Genomic DNA, 18,924 nt, shown 5'->3' with positions numbered 1-18,924 from the left:
AGGGGTGTCAGTTCGACCAGGCCAGCAGCCGCTGCCCGGTCTCGGGTGCGCGCAGCTGCGCCAGGGAGATCTTCTCCAGTTGGCGTACGCGCTCGCGGGTGAGGCCGACGCGCTGTGCCACTTGCTCCAGGGTGCGGGGCCGGCCGTCGTGCAGGCCGTAGCGCAGGCTGAGGATCATGGCCTCGCGGGGTGCCAGCGTGCCGACGGCCTCCCGCAGCTCCTGCGCGAGCGCCTGGTACTCGGCGACCTCGGGCGCCTGGAGCACGTCCGTGTCGGGGATGAGGTCGCCGACCACGGTCGTGCCCGTCTCGTCCACCGGTGTGTCGAGACTGACCGCGTCCCGGCCGACGCGCCGCAGCCAGAGCACCTTGTCCACGGCGAACCCGCTCTCCTGGGCCACCTCGTCGGGGTCCGGCTCGCGCCCGAGGTCCAGTTGCAGGCGCCGTTCGACCTTGGCGAGCTTGTGCAGCTGCTCCACGACGTGCATGGGCAGCCGTACCGTCCGGGCGTGCGCCGCAAGGCCCCGCTCGATGGACTGGCGGATCCACCAGGTCGCGTACGTGGAGAACTTGAAGCCCTTGGTGTGGTCGAACTTCTCCACGGCCCGGATCAGCCCCAGATTGCCTTCCTGGATCACGTCCAGCAGGGGCAGCCCGCGGCGGGCGTGCCGCTTGGCCATCGCCACCACCAGGCGGAGGTTGGCCCGCACCATGTGGTCCTTGGCCGCCTGCCCGTCACGGACGGCCTCCTCCAGTTCCGCCCGCCGTGCGGGCGTGAGGACTCTGTCGCCCTCGTCGGCCTCCCGCAGCTCGTCCAGCGCGCGGAGCCCGGACTCCATCCGCTGCGCGAGCCGCACCTCGCCCGCCGCGTCCAGCAGCGGTGTCGCGGCGATCTGCTTCAGGTACTGGCCCAGTAGGTCGGGCTCCTCGTCGGGTTCCGGAATCCGCTCGCGCAGCCGCACGGTGCGGGCCGGGGCCCGACGGTCTTCGTGGGCGTCCCCCACGGAGGTATCGGCCAGAGGAGTCATCGTGTGTTCCTCCGTCTCTCGGGCCTCCCGGGTACCCGCGAGCCCCTGCCCGAACCCGGTGCCCGCATGTCCGGGCGCGGCGGGGGAACCCGGTGCGCATGGCCGGTATCGAACTCAGCAGCAGCGCATTCAACGATCACTCCTTCCTCACACGCCGCTACGCGTTCGAGGGGGAGAACGTCTCGCCCCCGCTGACGTGGAGCGGGACCCCGGACGACGCGGCCGAACTGGTCCTGCTGTGCGAGGACCCCGACGCTCCGTCGGGCACCTTCCCGCACTGGGTCGTGGTCGGCATCGATCCGCACAGCGAGGGCGTCGCCGCGGGCCACTGCCCGCCGGGCGGCACCGAACTGGTCAACGGCTTCGGCGAGCCGGGCTGGGGCGGGCCGCATCCCCCACCGGGCGACGACGCCCACCACTACTTCTTCCGGCTCTACGCCCTGAACGAGCCGTGCGTCCTGCCCGACGCCCCCAGCTCCGACCAGGTGCACCGGGCCGTGGAGGGGCACGAGCTGGCCAGCGGCACCCTCGTGGGGCTGTACCGGCGCTGAGCGCACGGGCCCCGCACGGGCGTTGTCAGTGGCCTGCCCTAGAGTTCCCGTCACTTGATCACTGAAGTGCGGGGAGGCACCTGTGGGGTGGGTGACGGCCGGCGACTACGAAGTCGCTCTGGACGCCGGGAAAGTGGTGTGCCGCAATGCGGCGGGGCGGCGGCTGAAGTCCGTACCGGCCAAACTCGCGGACGATCCCGCGGTGGTGGGACTCAAGCAGCTCGCCGAATGGCTGGAGCGGCACGAACGGCAGTGCCTGACCGACGTGGAGCGGTGGATGGTGCGCTCACTGCCGGTGCCGCTCGCCGTCCTCACCCGGGTGTGGCCCGACCCGTCCTGGCAGAGCGCCCTGCGCGACCTCGTCGTCACCGGACCGGGCGGTGAGGTGGCCGGATTCCTCCGCGACGCCGACCCCGACCGCGGTCTTGGCCTGGTCGACCTCGACGGCGACACCGTGCGCATCAGCCCCGAACTCGTCCACCTCCCGCACCCGGTGCTCCTCGACGACCTGGAGGAACTGCGGGAGTTCGCCGTCGAACTCGGCGTCGAACAGCGCGCTCAGCAGCTCTTCCGCGAGGTGTGGCACCGCCCCGCCGGCCTCGACCCCGAGGCCGGCGCCGTCGAGGAGTACGCGGGCGGCACGTTCAAGGAGCTGCGCTTCCTGCACGGCAGGGCCACCCAGCTCGGCTACCGCGTCCGCGGCGGCGACGCCGTCTGCTCCCTGCGCGAGGACGGCCGCGCCATCGAGGCCAGGGTCTGGATCGGTGACTACGACAGCTACATGGACACCGAGACCGGACCGCTGACCTGGACGGACGGCGCGGGCCGGGCACTGAGGCTCGGTCAGGTCGGGCCGGTGGCCTGGTCGGAGGGCATGCGCATGGCGGCCGCGCTGTACGCCGGGCGCGACATCGAGGACGAGGAGCAGGCCGCATGAGCCGTTACGACGAGACCACCGCGGCCGCGCTGCTGGAGGCGGGCGCCGTCCTGCCGCCGGGCAGCACCACCCGCGAGGACGCCGACACCCTCACCGTCCGCACCTACGCCCACCCCGCCCTGGCCGAGCGGCGCGTGGTCCGGCTGGTGCCGGGCACCCTCGGCGAGGCCGAGGACCTGGCGCTTGAGTTCCTCGGCCTGGCCCGTGAGCCGGAGGCGCCCGAGGTGGGCCAGGTGCGCCGGGAGACCCTCGGCTTCCCGGCCTGGGCGCTGGTCAACGACCCGGCCAACGGCCATCACGCGCTGGCCCTGGTCAAGGACGTCGAACGGCTCGCCCGCCAGGCCAAGTCCCGTCCGGGCACCGCCAAGGAGGGCTTCGAGGACCTGGGCGAGCGGCTCGGCCGGGCGGTCCCGCACTTCCTGCCCACGTTCTACGAGCAGGCGGCACGGATCTTCCTCCAGCACGAGAACACCACGTACGCGGCGGCCTTCTTCGGCAAGGCGCGCGAGGCCGAGCGGGTGCACGCACTCACGGTGGACGAGGACCGCCAGCGGGCGGTGTTCCTGGAGTTCGCCTTCGCCGGGGCGCTGACCGTCAAGGCCCTCAAGGAGCATGTCAAGGACCTCGCCCGCCGGCTCGACCCGGCCGAGGCCTGGGCGCAGTACCGGCAGCTGACGGTGGAGCGCTGCGCGGCCGGCATGCCGCCGTACGCCTCGCTGCCTCAGGACGCCCGCAGCCTGATCAAGGCGGCCGGTCTGAACCGGGTCACCGAGGAGTGCGCCCTGGTCGCCGACCTGATCGCCTCCCCGGCCGCGGTCCGGGCCCCCGCCTCGTTCTGGAACGCCTACCGGGGCACGCTGTCCGTGCTCGCCGAACAGCAGCCGTCCGCGCGGGCACGCCTGCTGGAGATCATGCCGGCCGGTCTCGGCCGCTCCGTCGAGGACGACGCGTTCTGGCTGGCGCTCCTGGCGGAGACCGGCGCCGACCGCCTGCTGACCGGCGAGGACACCGCGACGGACGGGGTCGACGCGGCGGACTGGCTCACCCGCTGGGCCACCCACCGCAAGCACGGCGCATCCGTGTCCCACCGCTCCCCCGAAACCCTCGCGCTCGTCGAGCGCATGACGGCGCGGCTGCGCGCCGACGGCCGGGCGGTCGACCTGTTCACCGGCCGCTGGCACGCCGGCGCCGACCTGGACCTGCTGGACCTGTGCGCGGCCGAGGGCGTCCCGCTGTCGGTCCCGGACGCGGACACACCCGTCCACCTGGGCCTGGACCGTTGGCTGCGCGACGACCGTCCCGGCCGCCGCGACCTGACGGCCACCGCCGCCGACCCGCGGCTGCGGCGCCTGCTGTACGAGGCGGTCGGCCCCCTCGGCGGTGACCGGGCCGCCTCCGAGCTGCTGGAGGCGCTCGCCGCGCACCCGGTGCTCGGCGAGGTGCTGCGCGAGTGGCTCGCCGACACGGCCGGGGAGTTCACCCGGGCGACCGGGCTGCCCGGTGCCCGCGCGGCCCTGGACCGGCTGCGGCCCTTCCGGCCGGTCGCCCTCCGGGTCTCCGCCGACGCCGTCGCCGAGGTCGCCGCCCGCGAGATCGCACCGCTGCTCGGCCGCACCCTGCGCGCGGGCGTCATGGACGAGCTGGGCTGGCCCGCCCTCGACGAGGCGCTGCGGCTGCTGGACGCCGAGACCCGCCCCAAGGACCACCACAACGACCTGGTGGTCACCGAGGCCTGGCCCGCGCTGATCGTCTCCCGGGGACACAAGGTGTTCGTCGTCGGCCCGGAGAAGCTGCTGCTCGAACACGATCTGCGGCTGCCCGTGGAACTGGACCGCTGGAGCCGCCCGCAGTTCCGCTACACCGACGGCGAACTGCTGGTGATGTGGCGGCACGAGGGCAAGCAGTTCGGCTACTGGTCCGCCCGGCCGTCGCAGGTGTTCACCCTCGGCGGCGAGCAGCTCACCTACTGGTACGGCAACCACGTCGGCCTGCCCTCGATCCCGCTGCCCGGCGGCGGCCGGGCCACCGGCGGCCGCACCCTGCACGCCGGTGACACCGTCCTGCCGCCGAGCCGTGCGGTCATCGGCGACGGCACCACGTACTGGCGCCAGGGCAAGCAGGGCACCCAGCAGGTGTGGCTGGAGTACGACCCGGCGACCGGCACGCACGGACGTGCCTCGCTGCCCGCCCTCCTCCAGTGCGGCGTGCGCGAGGACGCTTCGCTGCACCACGCCGTGTGCGAGGTCCTGCCCCTCCAACCCGGCCTTGAGAACAGCCCGTTCGGCACCGACGGCACGGTACTGGGGCGCTGGGTGCGCACCGAGAAGGAGGGCGACGAGACACTCAGGACCGCCGGCACGCCGGACGGCCGTACCGTCACCATGCGCCGCACCCGGGCCATTCCGCTCGGCACGCTGCGCCTGCCCGGGGGCGCCGAGCCCGTCGCCGCGCTCGTCGACGGACACGTCGGCCTGTTCGCGGCCGACGACACCTCCGACGGCGGCCTGCTCGGCCGGGTGACGCTGGGCGAGCGGGGCAGCGACTTCGCCGCCGGCACCCGGTTCGTGCCGCCGATCCCCTACTGGCACGTTCTGCGCCCGCGTGACGAGCGGGCGTCGGCCGTGCTGCGCGCGCTCAGCGACGAGCGGGCGGCCGAGATGCTGCGGGCGGGGGCCGCGGCGCTGGCGGAGCGTCAGGCCCAGTACGCCGCGGCCCCCGATGCCGACGCCCGCGGCAGGATCGCCCCTGCCGACGAGTTCGTCCGGCGGGCCGTGGCATCGGTCCTGCCCGAGATCACCGACGAGCGGCTGCTCATCGGCGTCTCCGCCCTGGTCCGCACAGGACTTCGCCTCACCGAGTCGGCCACCGCCCTTGCGACGCCGCCCGTCGAACGGGCGCAGCCGGACAAGCGGCGCACCGAGGGCATGTTCGCCGACTACAGCCCCGAGCACGGCGACGACCGGACGATCCGCGAGGCCACCGCCGGCATCGCACGCCTGTGGGGCGGATGGGGCGGCGAGCACCGGTGGACCGTGCTGCGCCAGATCCGGGCGGTCAACCACGTCCTGTCCGGGCACCCCGCCGACGGCAAGCCGCTGCCCGCCGAGCGCGGACGCCCGGCCCCGCTCGGCGACGGCTGGACCAGCGACGACCTCACGATCCCGGGCATCGGCACGATCTGGCCGTCGCTGCTGGGCGTGCTCCGCCCGCTTGCCTACCGCGCCGCGATGCCGACCGTGCCCGACACCGAACGGGAAGCGCTGCTGCTGCTGTTCGAGGCCCTGGCCGAGGGACCGCTCGCCGCGACCGGCAGCGGGCTGCGCGAGATCGTCCTGACCGAACCGGCCGAGGGCCAGCAGCGTGTGGGCCAGGTGCTGCGCCGGGACGGCCGTACCGTCGTCGTCCTGGGCTGTCAGCGCATCGACACCGCCCACAGCCAGGTGCTCTGGCTCGCCCTGGACCACGACCCCTCCGGCGCGTTCGGCGCGATCGCCCACTTCGTCCTGGACACGGAGACCCGCTTCCGATCGGCGTTCCCCGCCGACGACGGGCTCGCCGCCGCCGCCCGGCTGATCCGGGACAAGGGTGCGGTGCCGTGGCGGCCCGAGGCGCCGGAGGCGCTCGCCGCCGCGACGCGGGGCGGGCTGGGTCCGCTCCAGGCCACCGTGCTGCTCGCCGCCCAGCCGCACGACCGCGACGCCGACGCGCTCGCCCTGCTGGGCCTGAAGCCGCGTCAGATGGACCAGGCCAACGGCCTGCTGGGCTCGCTGTCCGGGCGGGACCGCAGGGCCGTCCTCGGTGCGCTGCTGCCCGCCGACCCCGCGGAGCTGTGGACGGCCGGGCCGGACATCGCCGCGGCGGGCCGGCTGTGGGCCGAGCGGCTCGGCTCGGTGGTCCGGCTGCCCGAGGACGTCGCGGCCGACCTGTCCGGTCTGCCGTGCACGGCCGCGAACGCCGTGCTCAACCCGGCACGCACCCCGTGGATCAGCCGGACCACGGTCCTGCGGCCCGACAAGGACGGCACCCTCGTCCCGGAGGACCCCAAGGCGCTCCCCGCCAGGGGCGACCTGGTGACCGCCGTCGCCTCCCTGGCCTCGCTCGCCTACGCCCTGCCCTACGGCCACCCCCTGCGCGCCGCCCTGCCCGAGGGCCTGGCCGCCCTGCGGCGCCGCGTCGCCGACCCGGGGCTGCTGCTCGACCTCGACGTCGAGTGGACGGAGCAGGGCAGCCCGACCGCCGTCGAGATCCGCAAGGCCTACGGCCTCCCGGCCACCGGAGGCGGCGACGCCTACGGACGGACCAGCGCCGGCGAGGCGCTGGTGCTGCGCCCGTGGCACGGCGACTCGGAGGCCACCGTGGTCCGCCCGGCCGGCCTCACCGGTCCCGACGACGCCGTGTTCGGGCTCCTGGACGGGCTGGTCGGTCCCCTGCGGGGCGCCGGTCTGCGGGCGCTGCGCACGATCCTGGGCGACGACCTGGCCCGGACCCTCGCCGCCGGCACCGACCCCGAGGGGCCCGCCGGTTACGCCCAGGACCCGACGGTCGGCGCGCCCGCACTGGTCGCCGAGGTCGCGGCCGCCCACGGCCTGAGCGAGGACGCGGCGGCGCTCTACCTCCAGCTGCTGGCCCTGCCCGACCCCACGGACCGCAACTGCGCCCGCTGGACCGGCTGGAAGCCCGCCCGGCTGAAGAAGGCCCGCACCGAGCTGGCCGCGACCGACCTGGTCGTCGAGGCCAAGCGGGCGCGGGCCGGGCGCACCCTCTTCCTGCCGGGCGGCTGGCGCGACCTCAAGGGCGCCGCGCTGCCGGTGGAGACCTGGAAGGAGGGCCTCTACCCGGTCCACGAACGCCTGCGCGCCGTACCGCTGCTGCCGGTGCCCGAACTGTTCGCCCGCGCCTGGGAGCGCGTACAGAACGGGGACGCACCCGCGTACGAGGAACTCACGACGCGTGCGACGCGGAAGGGGCGGCGCCGATGACGACCGCCTGTGCCCGCCCCCGAACGCACGCGACCGGGAAGGGCCGCCGCCGATGACAACCACCTCCGCCCGCCCCCAGCCCGACCGACCGGAAGACCCACAGCCCATGACCACCGCCCTCGCCCCCGACCCGGTCCGTCAGATCGTCCCGCCCGAGGATCTGCACGCCACCGAGCTGGCCTTCCTCGCCGCGTACGACGACGGGCCGCGCCCGCCCGCGTGGCGGCTCACGCCGCGTGCCGTCGTCACGTTCGTCATGGGCAGCGGCGGCCAGGCGCTGCGGCTGCCCGACGGCGCCGAGGTGCCGGACGGCGTGCCGCGGCGGCTGGTGGTGTCGGGCAAGTTCGTCGGTGACCGGGCGCTGGTCGAGCGGTGCGTCGTCACCCTCGCCGGCGAGCGCGGCCTGCTGCTCGTCGGCGAGCCCGGCACCGCCAAGTCCATGCTGTCCGAGCTGCTGTCGGCCGCCGTGTGCGGCACCAGCGGCCTGGTCGTGCAGGGCACCGCGGGCACCACCGAGGACCAGCTCAAGTACGGCTGGAACTACGCCCTGTTGCTGGCCCAGGGCCCCAGCCGGCAGGCGCTCGTGCCCTCCCCCGTCCTCACCGCCATGGGCCGGGGCGCCATCGCCCGGGTCGAGGAGGTCACCCGCTGTCTGCCCGAGGTGCAGGACTCCCTGGTCTCCCTGCTGTCCGAGCGGCGCATCGCCGTGCCGGAACTGGCGGGCGGCGCGGACGCGTTGGCGCACGCCGCGCCCGGCTTCAACCTCATCGCCACCGCCAACCTGCGCGACAAGGGCGTCTCCGAGATGTCCGCCGCGCTCAAGCGGCGCTTCAACTTCGAGACGGTCGGCCCGATTGCGGACCTCGACGCCGAGACCGCGCTCGTGCGCAGCCAGGCACGGGCCTCGGTGGAGCGCGCCGGGGCGCCCTTCCAGGTCGACGACGCCGTACTGGAGGCCCTGGTGACGGCGTTCCGCGATCTGCGGGAGGGCCGGTCCGCTGAGGGCTGGGAGGTGGAGCGGCCGTCCACCGTGATGAGCACAGCGGAGGCCGTGTCCGTCGCGGGCGCGCTGGGGCTCGCCGCGGCGTACTTCCCCGGCGACCGTGACGTGCTCGGGCTGCTGCCGGGGCATTTGCTCGGCGTGGTCCGCAAGGACGACCCCGCCGACGCCGCCCGGCTGCGCGGCTACTGGGACGGTCCGGTCCGGCGCCGCGCCGAGCAGGGCTCCGCCACCTGGCGCACCCTGTGGGACCTGCGCACGGTGCTGGAGGGCTGACCGCCGTGCCCCTCACCCCCGACGAGGCCGTGGCGGCCCTGACCGGCCCGGCGGCGCCGTATCTGATCGGCGTACGGCATCATGCGCCGTCCCTGGCCGCCGCCGTGCCCGCGCTGCTGGACGAGGCGAAGCCGGACGTGCTGCTCGTCGAACTCCCCGGCGAGCTGCAGGAGTGGCTGCCGTGGCTCGGCCACGAGGAGACGCGGGCCCCGGTGGCGCTCGCCGCCGCGCCGGGGAACGGAGGCGGCCCGGCGTTCTACCCCTTCGCCGACTTCTCGCCGGAACTCGCCGCCGTGCGCTGGGCCGCGCGGCGGGGAGTGCCGGTCGTGGCCTGCGACCTGCCGCTCGCCGACCGGGCGTGGGGCGAGGGGCGGCACACCGCCACGGCGGCATCGGCCGGTCCCGGCATCGCCGACGCCCTGCGGGCCCGGCTCACCGGCCGCCCCGGGGACGACCTGTGGGACCGCCTGGTGGAGGCCACCGCTCCGGGCTCCCCGCCCGAGGCACTGCGCCGCGCGGCCCTGCTCACGGGCTGGGCGCTGCGCGAGGACGCGACCGCCTCCGGCGGTGTGCCGGAGCTGGATCTGCGGCGTGAACGCTGGATGCGCACATGCCTGGCCGCGGCCACCGCGCACGGGGAACGGGCGGCCGTGCTGGTGGGCGCCTTCCACGCCCCGGCGCTGGTGGCGCAGCCCGGGACCGTGCTCGACGAGAGTGCGGAACCCGGGCCGGGCAACCCACTCAACAGACCTGCGGAACCCGGTAATTGGGCGACCTCCCTCATCCCGTACACCTACGCCCTCCTGGACGAGCGCTCCGGCTACCCGGCGGGGATCCGGGATCCGGAGTGGCAGCACATGGTGCTGCGCGCGGCGGGGGAACCGGCCGCGCTGGAGGAGGCGTTGACGCGGGCGGCCGTGCAGGTGTGCGCGGAGCTGCGTTCCCTCGGGCATCCGTCCGGGCCCGCCGACGCCCGGGAGATCAGCCGGCTGGCCGGGGACCTGGCCCGGCTGCGCGGACTACCTGCCGCGGGCCGCGGTGAGCTGGTCGAGGCCGTGCAGACGGTGCTCGCGCAGGGCGAACCGTACGGGCGGGGGCGGGCGGTGGCCCGGGCGATGGAGCGGGTCCTCGTCGGTACCCGCAGCGGCCGTCCGGCCCCCGGCGCACCGCGCAGCGGTCTCGCTCCGGCGGTGGAGACGGAACTCGCCGCCCTGGGCCTGCCCGGCCCGGACAGCGGCGGCACCACCCGAGATCTGCGTCTGGATCCCCTGCGTTCGGACCTGGACCGCCGCCGGGAACTGCTGCTGCGCCGCCTGACGGTGTGCGCGGTGCCCTACGCCGAGGCCAAGGACGTGGCCGGCGCGGGCGGCGCCGAGGCGCTCACCTCACGCTGGGAGGCCCGTTGGACCCCGGCCACGGAGGCCATGCTGACCGCGGCCGGGGTGCGCGGGGTCACCCCGGCGCAAGCCGCGGAGGGCGTCCTGCGCGAGCGCCGGCGGGCGGAGCAGGACGAGGGCGGGTCCACGGCCGCCCAGGTCCTGCAAGGTCTGCGGGAGGCGGCCCAGTGCGGTCTGCCGGTGCTCGCCGACGAGCGCCTCACCGACCTCGCCGATGTCCTGCCCCAGGCCGGCACACTGCCCGAACTCCTCGCCGGGCTGGCCCTGTTGGACCGGCTGCGGTCCGGTCATGTCGCCGGGCTCGGCGCCGACGAGGACCGCACCGCCCGGGCCGCCGCCGTGGCCGAACTGCTCACCGCCGCCGCGGTGCGCCAGGTGGACGGCCTCACCGGCTCAGAGGACCCCGCCGACGCCCACGCGCTGCTCGAACTCGCCCACCGAGCCGATGAGTTGGGCGGCATTCGGCTCACCGACGCGCTGGCCCGGCTGGCCGCCGACGGCTCCCCGCTGATGCGCGGCGCCGCCGGTGCCGTACGCGTGCTGCTCGGGCACGAGGAGCCCGGGGCGCTCGGCGGCCGCGTCGCCTCCTGGATCGACTCGGCCACCGACCCCGCCTCCCGGTCCGCGCTCACCGCGCGCCTCGCCGGAGTGCTGACGGCCGCCGGACCGCTCCTGGAGGCGGCCCCGGCCGCGTTGGAGCCCCTCCTCGACCGGGTGGCGAGCCTGCCCGACCGGGGCTTCCTCGACCGGCTCCCGGCGCTGCGGGGAGGCTTCGACACGCTCAGCCCGGCGGCCCGCGACCGCCTCCTCACCGCCGTGGAAGAACGCCTGGACACCACGCACCTGGCCGACACCGGCGACGTAGACCCCGCCGCCCTCGCCGCCTGGACACGCGCGGACCTCACGGCCCGCGCGATGCTCCGCACACTCGGGCTGCTGCCGCCGACCGGCCACGACAACCCCCCGCCGGCTCCCGACTCCCCGGACACCGCCGCCCGCGAGGACCACCTCCTCGCCCCCGCCGACCGCTGGCGCCTCGTGCTGGGCCGCCGTACGGACCGACTGCCGCCGTCCGCCGCGGGGTTGGCCACAGCGCTGGACGAGCTCTACGGCAGCGGACGCGGCGAGGGGAGCAGGGGCGACATGCCCGGCTCCGGGGCGGGCGGCGGCCGGGAGGCGCCGTATCCCGGTGCGCGGGAGTGGTCCGAGGAGCTGGCGGCTCTGTTCGGACCCGGCATCCGGGAGGAGGTGCTCGCGGCGGCGGCCGCGTCGGGCCGCACCGATGTGTTCGCCGAACTCGACCCGGACAGCGTGCGGCCCTCGGTGGACCTGTTGCGCACGGTGCTGCGCCATGCGGGCGGACTGCCCGAGGCACGGCTGGCCGCGCTGCGTCCGCTCGTCCGGCGCCTGGTCGACGCGCTGACCCGGGAGCTGGCCACCCGCCTGCGCCCGGCACTGCACGGCACGGCACTGCCCCGCCCCAGCCGCCGCCCGGGCGGCGGCCTGGACCTGCCCCGCACCCTGCGCGCCAACCTGGCAACCGCGCGGCGCGGCCCGGACGGCACGGTCCAGGTGATCCCGGAGCGCCCGGTCTTCCGTACCCGCGCCAAACGGGCCGCCGACTGGCGGCTGATCCTGGTCACCGACGTGTCGGGATCGATGGAGGCGTCCACGGTCTGGGCCGCGCTCACGGCGTCGGTACTGGCCGGGGTGCCGACGCTGTCCACGCACTTCCTGGCGTTCTCCACGGAGGTCATCGACCTGACCGGTCATGTCGACGACCCGCTGTCGTTGCTGCTGGAGGTCAGCGTGGGCGGCGGCACGCACATCGCCGCCGGGCTGCGGCACGCCCGCGAGCTCGTCACCGTGCCCTCGCGCACGCTCGTCGTGGTGGTCAGCGACTTCGAGGAGGGCAACCCCCTCGGCGGACTGCTCGCCGAGGTCCGCGCCCTGGTCGGGGCCGGCTGCCAAGTGCTGGGCTGCGCCAGCCTCGACGACGCGGGCCGCCCCCGGTACTCCACCGGCGTCGCGGGCCGGCTCGTCGCGGCGGGCATGCCGGTCGCTGCCCTCAGTCCACTCGAACTCGCCCGCTGGGTAGGAGAGAAGATCGCATGACTCCGGGCCTTCCCCCGGTCGCCCCGTCCGTGACCGCCGAACTGGTCGAGGCCCTGTCGCCCCGACTGCGCAAGCGGCTGGACGCCGGCATCGCCAAACTGTCCGGATACCCGCTGACCGTCGACGGCGACACCGTACGCCTCGCCGTCGACGCCGACACCGATCTCGAACTCCACGCCCCCAGTGGGGTGGTGACCACCCCGGACGCCATCCGCTGCGGCTGCCTGCTCGCCCCGGCCTGCCTGCACCGCGCGGCGGCGGCTTCTGCGGCGCCGGTGGGGGAGCTGGGAGAGGTGCCGGACGTAGGGCCGGGTGGGGAGCCGGTCGAGGGGCTGCCGGGCGAGGGGGCGGGCGGACAGCCGGGCACGAAGCAAGTCGCCGGGCCAGGTGGGGAATCGGCCGACGGGCAGGACGGCGAGGCAGCTGACGCGTCGGACACTGCGTCTGCCCCTGCCGCGGAAACCAACCCCGTCGATGCACGGGCGGCCGACGACCGACCCGGCCCAACCGAGGCCGCACCCGCAAAGGCCGCTACGCCGGATCCCGCACCCGCCGAGGCCCTTGCGCCGGATTCCGCACCCGCCAAGGCCCCCACGCCAATCGACTCCCCCGCCAAGGCCCCCACGCCGAATGGCGAACCCGCCAAGGCCCCCACGTCAATTGCCGCACCCGCCGACCCCCTCACGTCGAACACCCCACCCAAGCCGCACCCCGACCCCGAGCCCGAGCCCCCAACCCCCGCCCAACACACCGCCGCCCACGCCCTGCGCACCGCCGCTGCCGCCGTCCTCGATGCCGGTACCGACGGCGCGGGAGCCGTCCTCCAGGCGGAGTTGCTGCGCGCGGCGCACACCGCGCGGCTGGCCGGGCTGCCCAGGGCGGCCGCCTCGGCGGTCTCGGTGGTCACCGGTCTGCGCGCGGCCCGCGGCGCGGATCCGTCGTACCGGCTCGCCGAGCTCGTCGCCGCGCTCCGTGACGTGCTCGGCTCCGCGCACCGCATCCCGCACGCGCGCGGCGCGGAACTGGCCGCGCTGCGCGGCAGCGTACGGCAGCCGTACACGCCGGACGGCTCGCTGCGCGTGTACGGCATCTTCTCCGAGCCCGTCCTCACGGCGACCGGGTACGCGGGTGCCGTGACCTGGACCGCCGACGCCGAGGGCCGCCTGTACACGGTCTCCGACGTGGCGCCGGGCGGGCCGGGCCGCGCGGTGGGGGCGGCCGACCGTGCCGTACGCATCGGTGACACGGCGCTGTCCCACCGGGAGCTGTCGCGCGCCGGGCTGGCCGTGTCCGGGGCCACCGTCTCGCCGACGGGCCGGCTCGGCGCGGGGGCAAAGGTACGGGCGGTGCGCGCGTCCGGGGCGGCCTGGCACGCCGATCCATTGGACCGGCTGTGGGCGGTGCCGGCCGCCGACCAGGCCGCACGCGCCCTCGCCGAGGACGGGCAGCACGACCTGCTCTTCCTCGACGTCACGCTCGTCGGCACGGTGCGAGAGGCGGCGGGCGACTGTCTGCTCGCCGACTGCGGTGGTCTGCCGGTCCGGCTCGCCGCCGCCCACGATCATCCGGCGCTCCCCCACCGCGACAACCTGCGCCTGCTGGCCGCCGCCCGGGGCAGCCGGCTGCGTGTCGTCGCACGCCTCGCCCCGGCCGCGCACGCCCGCGCCCTGCTCCTCGCGGTCAGTCACCCCACCGACCCCGAGACCCGGCTCGACCTGGGACTCGACCGCCTCCAGCACGCGGACCTGCCCACCGAGGCACCCGCCGCGCCCGCCGCTGTGCCGCCCGCCACGGACGAAGCCCCCTTGCACCTCCTGCGCCGCCGCGTCCACCAGGCGGCCTCCGGCGGCCGTCGAGTGCTGGCCTTCCCCGGGGACGGCACCGCCGACAGCCGACGCCTGCGCGGAGTGGGGCTCGGCACGGCGGCCGACCTCCTCGCCGAACTGCACGCGGCAGCCGCCGACCGCACCCGTGACGTCTTCGGCCGCCTCGTCCCGGCAGACCTGGACCGTTTCGCCCGCGCCTGGCTCGCCGCCGCCCTCTACACGGCCGAGGTGGACCGGGCCCTGTGCGCGGCAGCGTGGGGAGCGGCGCCGGAGCGCCCATGAACGGGGTGTGACTATGGCGACCTCGCATATTTGTGCTCAGATCCGGGATGAACCAATCGCTACGGTGTCTCGGACCGTTTCTCAGCCGATCCGCCAGGAACGCAGCTTCTCGGGGTTTCTCACCGCCCAGATGCGCCTGATCCGGTCGCCCGTGATCTCGAAGGCGAACACGGTCGCAAGGTTTCCGTCCTGCTGGGCCACCAGGCCGGGCAGGCCGTTGACCGTGCGCTCCAAGAACGTGGTGCGGTCGCCCGACACACGGGCGATCTCGGCGTAGGCGTGCGCGATCTGCTCACTGCCCACGATCGGGTGCAGGTGGGTGACGGCCAGCCCGCCGCCGTCGGCGGTCGCTACGGCGTCGGGGTCGAGCAGGCTGATCAGGGCGTCGATGTCCTTGGCCTCCCACGCCGTTCTGAACTGCCTGACGATGCCGGCCTGCCCGGTGCTCGGACCCGCCGGGCTGTGCGCGGTGCGGATGCGCCGACGGGCGGACGAGGCCAGTTGGCGGCACGCCGCCGGACTGCGGCCGACGATCTCGGCGATCTCGCCGAAGGGGTAGCGGAAGACGTCGTGCAGGACGAACGCGACGCGCTCGGCCGGGGTCATGGTGTCGAGGACGACCAGGAATGCCATCGTCACCGACTCGTCGAGGGTGACCCGGTCGGCCGGGTCGGTCCCGCCGGCGCCGGAGCGCCCGGTGATCCACTCCGTGGGCTCGGGCAGCGGTTCCGGGATCCAGTCGCCCACGTACGTCTCCCGCCGGGCCCGGGCCGAGCCGAGCAGGTTCAGGCAGATGCGGCCGGCGACCGTCGTCAGCCAGGCTCCGGGCGATTCGATGGCCTGCTGTTCCCGTGCGGACAGGGCGTACCAGCGGGCGTAGGTCTCCTGCACGACGTCCTCGGCGTCGGCAAGGGACCCGAGGAGTCGATAGCCGAGGTTGATCAGCCGGCGCCGCTCGCTCATGACCGCGCCGATGCCCGGATCGCTCTGATCGTCTGCGGTCTCGGCTGTGGTGGTCATCGTCTCGCCGTCTCCCTCACTCGCTTCTGTGCCGCCACCCGTTACGACAAGACAGCGCACCGGAATGCAAGGCCGACCGCCGCCTCACATTTCGAAGCGCCGCGTTGTCGTAACGGTGTCGAACCGGTGGGGGCGACAACAAGACCGAGAGGGAACCTTCATGAACGACTTCCAGGCCATCGCGGACCGCGTCGAGATCGAGGCACTGCGCGGCGAGTTCACCGACGCGGTGATGATGCGCGACCGGCCCCGCCTGGCATCGCTGTTCACAGCGGACGGTGCCCTGCGCATGCCCAACATCCCCGTCGAGCAGATCGGCCGCGAGGAGATCCTCGCCGGGGGCGAACGACTGCAGAGCCAGTGGGACTTCTTCGTGCAGAACACACACCCCGGCACGATCCAGCTCGACGGCGACACCGCGACCGGCCGCGCCCACATGCAAGAACTCGCGCGCACCCTCGACGGGCGCGAGGGTCTGAACTACGCGGTCTACCACGACCGTTACCAGCGCACCGAGGAAGGCTGGAAGTTCGCCGAGCGGGTGTACGAGGTCAGGTACCTCGACGCTTCCCCGCTGGCGGGCACGGCGCCCAGCGCCACGGCCGCCTCCTTCACCGAAGCGGCCTCGGCCGAACAACTGGAGCGGGTGGCCGCCGCGTTGCGTGCCAACGGCTTCGCCGCCGAGATCCTCGACGACGCGGCGGAGGCGCGCGCCCGCATCAAGGACCTGATCCCCGAGGGCGCCGGCGTGCTCACCGGAGCCAGCGAGACCCTCCGGCTGTCCGGCATCGACGAGGACATCAACGCCGGTGGCCAGTACGACGCCATCAGGCCGCGCATCCTGGCCATCGACCGGGCCACCGGCGCCGACGAGATCCGAAGGCTGGTCGCGAGCCCCGACTTCGTCGTCAACAGCGTCGCCGCGGTCACCGAGACCGGCTCGCTCGTCCTCGCCTCGGGCAGTGGCAGCCAGCTCCCTGCCAATGCGGGCGGCGCCGCCCACGCGGTCTGGATCGTCGGAGCGCAGAAGGTGGTGCCCGACCTGAGCACAGCGCTGCGCCGCGTCGAGGAGCATGCCCTCCCGCTGGAGAACGCCCGCGCCCAGGCTGTGTACGGGATGCCCAGCGCCGTCAACCGCCTGCTCGTCCTCAACGCGGAACCCCGCCCCGGGCGCGGCACCGTGCTGCTCCTGCGAGAGGCCATCGGTTACTGACCGGCTTCGCCACGGCCCTGTGCCGCTTAAAGCGAGGTACCCCGCCTCACCCCACCCCCGGCACCCCGTCCCCCTTGAGGCGTTCCAGGTCGGAGGGCCGGACCTGGATGACGAGGATGGCGATCACGGCGGCGACGAGGGTGAAGATCGCCGCCATGACGAAGGCGGCGGAGACGCCGGCGGTGAGCACCTCGTCGGCCCAGGGCCGTGGCAGTTCCCCGGTGCGTTCGAAGCGCAGGCGTTCCGCCGGGGTCGCCTGGGCCAGGAAGCGGGGGATCTGTTTCTCCGCCTCGTTGGTGCTGGCCGTGCCGAACATCGTGACCAGGATGGACAGTCCGAGCGAACCGCCGACCTGCTGGGTGGCGTTGAGGAGGCCGGAGGCGGCGCCGGTCTCCCGGACGGGGACGTTGGACAGCGCCATCAGCGTGAGCGAGACGAACTCCATGCCCATGCCCAGGCTGAAGACGAGCATCGGCCCGAGCACGCTGCCGGCGTAGGTGGAGTGGACGTCCGTCAGGGTCAGCCAGCTCAGCCCGGTCGCCGCGAGGATCGCGCCGACCACCATGAAGGGCTTGGGCCCGTACGTGGGCAGGAACTTCGACGCCAGCCCGGCGCCGATCGCGATGACCGCGCTGACCGGCAGGAAGGCGAGCCCGGCCTGCAAGGGGCTGAAGTCCAGCACGTTCTGCACGAAGAGGGTGAGGAAGAAGAACATGCCGAAGATCGCGGCGGCCAGGCACAGCATGATGCCGTAGGTGCCGGCACGGTTGCGGTCGGCGAACATGTGCAGGGGTGTGATGGGCTGGACGGACCGCCGTTCCACCAGGACGAACACGGTGAGAATGACGACGGCCGCGGCGAACGAGGCCAGCGTGAGCGGGTCCCGCCAGCCGTCCTGCGCGGCCCGGATGAAGCCGTACACCAGGAGCACCATGCCCGCGGTGGAGGTGAGCGCGCCGGTGATGTCGAAGTGTCCGGGGTGGCGTTCGGACTCCTTGATCCAGCGGGGTGTGGCGAGGGCGATGAGCAGTCCGATGGGGACGTTGACGAAGAGCACCCACCGCCAGTTGAGCCATTCGACGAGGATGCCGCCGGCCAGCAGCCCGATCGCGCCGCCGCCCGCCGAGACCGCGGCGAACACCCCGAACGCCCGGTTGCGCTCCGGTCCTTCGCGGAAGGTGGTGCTGATCAGGGCGAGGGAGGTCGGGGAGGCGATGGCGCCGCCGACGCCCTGGAGGGCGCGCGCGGCGAGGAGTTGGGCCTCGTTCTGGGCCAGTCCGCCGAGCAGGGAGGCGAGTACGAAGAGCAGCACGCCGAAGATGAACACCCGCCGCCGGCCCAGGATGTCGCCGGCCCGGCCGCCGAGCAGCAGCAGTCCGCCGAAGGTCAGGGTGTAGGCGTTGACCACCCACGACAGGCTGGTGGTGGAGAAGTCCAGGGAGCGCTGGATCTGCGGCAGCGCGATGTTCACGATGGTGATGTCCAGGACCACCATCAACTGGCACGAGGCGATGACGAAAAGGGCCATCCCGTTTCCGCCGCCGCCGTTCTCCTGGGCGGTGGTCTGCGGGGATGTGGGCTGCGGGCTGCTGCTCATAGTGGCTCGCACTCTCGGGGGCCGTGCCCTCGCGAGAAGTCAGTGAACGGTCGCGTCCACCGGAGGTTCACCGTTCGAAGGTACGCCCGCAGCCAGGCCGTCACCACTCGATCAACGGCACGTCTTGACGGCCCGGAAGGCCGTTGGCCCGCTCACGACCCACCACGGAAAGCGCTTACCACATCGCTCCTCGTCACGCCCTGCCGCACAAGCCGGCAGAACATCTGCTGGGCGAACGCCGAAGCGGGGAAGCCGGCCGGACCCGACTCCCCCGCCCCTGTCACCGAATCAGCAGGTGCGACCGACGTAGTACGCGCCCTGGATCTTGTCGGCGGAGCCCAGCCAGGTCGTGCCCGGAGCCGCACACCGCTCGTAGTCGGGCGCCCACGCGACCTCGACCTTGATGACGACCCGTGAGCCGTCATCGGTGCAGTGGCGGTAGTAGGCGTCGGCGCTGGTCTCGTAGAAGCCGCAGGGATCCGCGGCGGCCGGGCCGGCGGTCGCGGTGACGGCGCCGAAGGAGGTGAGGACGAGGGCGGCGGAACCGAGGGCGGCGGTCACGATACGACGAGCACGCAAGGGGGACTCCTGAGCGGTTGAGGACCGGCTGAACTGCAGTTTGCTGCCGATCCGTTGATCAATGCCGCCCCAGGATCGCGGCTGCGCGCCGCCGAGTTGATCAAGCCGCGGCTCATTCACCCGGC

11 protein-coding genes are annotated in these 18,924 nt (G+C 74.3%); 7 read left to right on the top strand and 4 right to left on the bottom strand.

Annotation, left to right across the window (positions count from 1 at the left end; all coding sequences use genetic code 11):
* Positions 1-7: 7 nt before the first annotated feature.
* The gene (locus AB0Q90_RS11215; RefSeq protein WP_363160413.1) at positions 8-1,027 is read right to left on the bottom strand and encodes a sigma-70 family RNA polymerase sigma factor; all 1,020 of its coding nucleotides are present in this window, start codon (positions 1,025-1,027) and stop codon (positions 8-10) included.
* Positions 1,028-1,125: 98 nt separating this feature from the next.
* Between AB0Q90_RS11215 and AB0Q90_RS11210 the strand changes: the two genes are divergently transcribed.
* From AB0Q90_RS11210 to AB0Q90_RS11185, 6 genes are all read left to right on the top strand, one after another.
* On the top strand, positions 1,126-1,578 hold the full coding sequence (locus tag AB0Q90_RS11210) for a YbhB/YbcL family Raf kinase inhibitor-like protein (RefSeq protein WP_363160412.1): 453 nt from the start codon (positions 1,126-1,128) through the stop codon (positions 1,576-1,578).
* Between the two features lie 82 nt (positions 1,579-1,660).
* Positions 1,661-2,515 carry a DUF4132 domain-containing protein gene (locus AB0Q90_RS11205; protein WP_363160411.1) on the top strand — a complete coding sequence of 285 codons (855 nt, stop codon included), beginning with the start codon at positions 1,661-1,663 and terminating at the stop codon, positions 2,513-2,515.
* Positions 2,512-7,494, top strand: coding sequence for a hypothetical protein (locus AB0Q90_RS11200; protein WP_363160410.1), 4,983 nt, complete (start codon positions 2,512-2,514; stop codon positions 7,492-7,494). Before AB0Q90_RS11205 ends, AB0Q90_RS11200 begins: the two co-directional genes overlap by 4 nt.
* 106 nt (positions 7,495-7,600) lie before the next feature.
* The gene (locus AB0Q90_RS11195) at positions 7,601-8,770 is read left to right on the top strand and encodes an AAA family ATPase (RefSeq protein WP_363160409.1); all 1,170 of its coding nucleotides are present in this window, start codon (positions 7,601-7,603) and stop codon (positions 8,768-8,770) included.
* Between the two features lie 5 nt (positions 8,771-8,775).
* Positions 8,776-12,282: a DUF5682 family protein gene (locus tag AB0Q90_RS11190; RefSeq protein WP_363160408.1), complete on the top strand. Its 3,507-nt coding sequence runs from the start codon at positions 8,776-8,778 to the stop codon at positions 12,280-12,282.
* On the top strand, positions 12,279-14,390 hold the full coding sequence (locus tag AB0Q90_RS11185; RefSeq protein ID WP_363160407.1) for a hypothetical protein: 2,112 nt from the start codon (positions 12,279-12,281) through the stop codon (positions 14,388-14,390). Before AB0Q90_RS11190 ends, AB0Q90_RS11185 begins: the two co-directional genes overlap by 4 nt.
* 81 nt (positions 14,391-14,471) lie before the next feature.
* Here the strand turns inward: AB0Q90_RS11185 and sigJ are convergent, their stop codons facing one another.
* Complete coding sequence (sigJ, locus tag AB0Q90_RS11180; protein WP_363160406.1) at positions 14,472-15,410, bottom strand: RNA polymerase sigma factor SigJ; 939 nt, start codon at positions 15,408-15,410, stop codon at positions 14,472-14,474.
* A gap of 160 nt (positions 15,411-15,570) precedes the next feature.
* On the opposite strand from sigJ, the gene AB0Q90_RS11175 reads away from it, so the two are divergent.
* Complete coding sequence (locus AB0Q90_RS11175; RefSeq protein ID WP_363160405.1) at positions 15,571-16,623, top strand: LUD domain-containing protein; 1,053 nt, start codon at positions 15,571-15,573, stop codon at positions 16,621-16,623.
* A gap of 46 nt (positions 16,624-16,669) precedes the next feature.
* Here AB0Q90_RS11175 and AB0Q90_RS11170 read toward each other — a convergent pair whose 3' ends face one another.
* Entirely contained in the window at positions 16,670-18,220 is a 1,551-nt protein-coding gene (locus AB0Q90_RS11170) for an MFS transporter (protein ID WP_363160404.1), read from the bottom strand.
* Between the two features lie 288 nt (positions 18,221-18,508).
* A complete protein-coding gene (locus tag AB0Q90_RS11165) occupies positions 18,509-18,799 on the bottom strand; it encodes a DUF6355 family natural product biosynthesis protein (protein ID WP_363160403.1) in 291 nt (96 codons plus the stop codon).
* Positions 18,800-18,924 lie beyond the last annotated feature (125 nt).

This window comes from Streptomyces sp. NPDC079141, from assembly GCF_040686775.1.
Taxonomy (GTDB): domain Bacteria; phylum Actinomycetota; class Actinomycetes; order Streptomycetales; family Streptomycetaceae; genus Streptomyces.
Note: the sequence above shows the minus strand (reverse complement) of the source record. Positions and strands in the feature narration are given on the sequence as shown.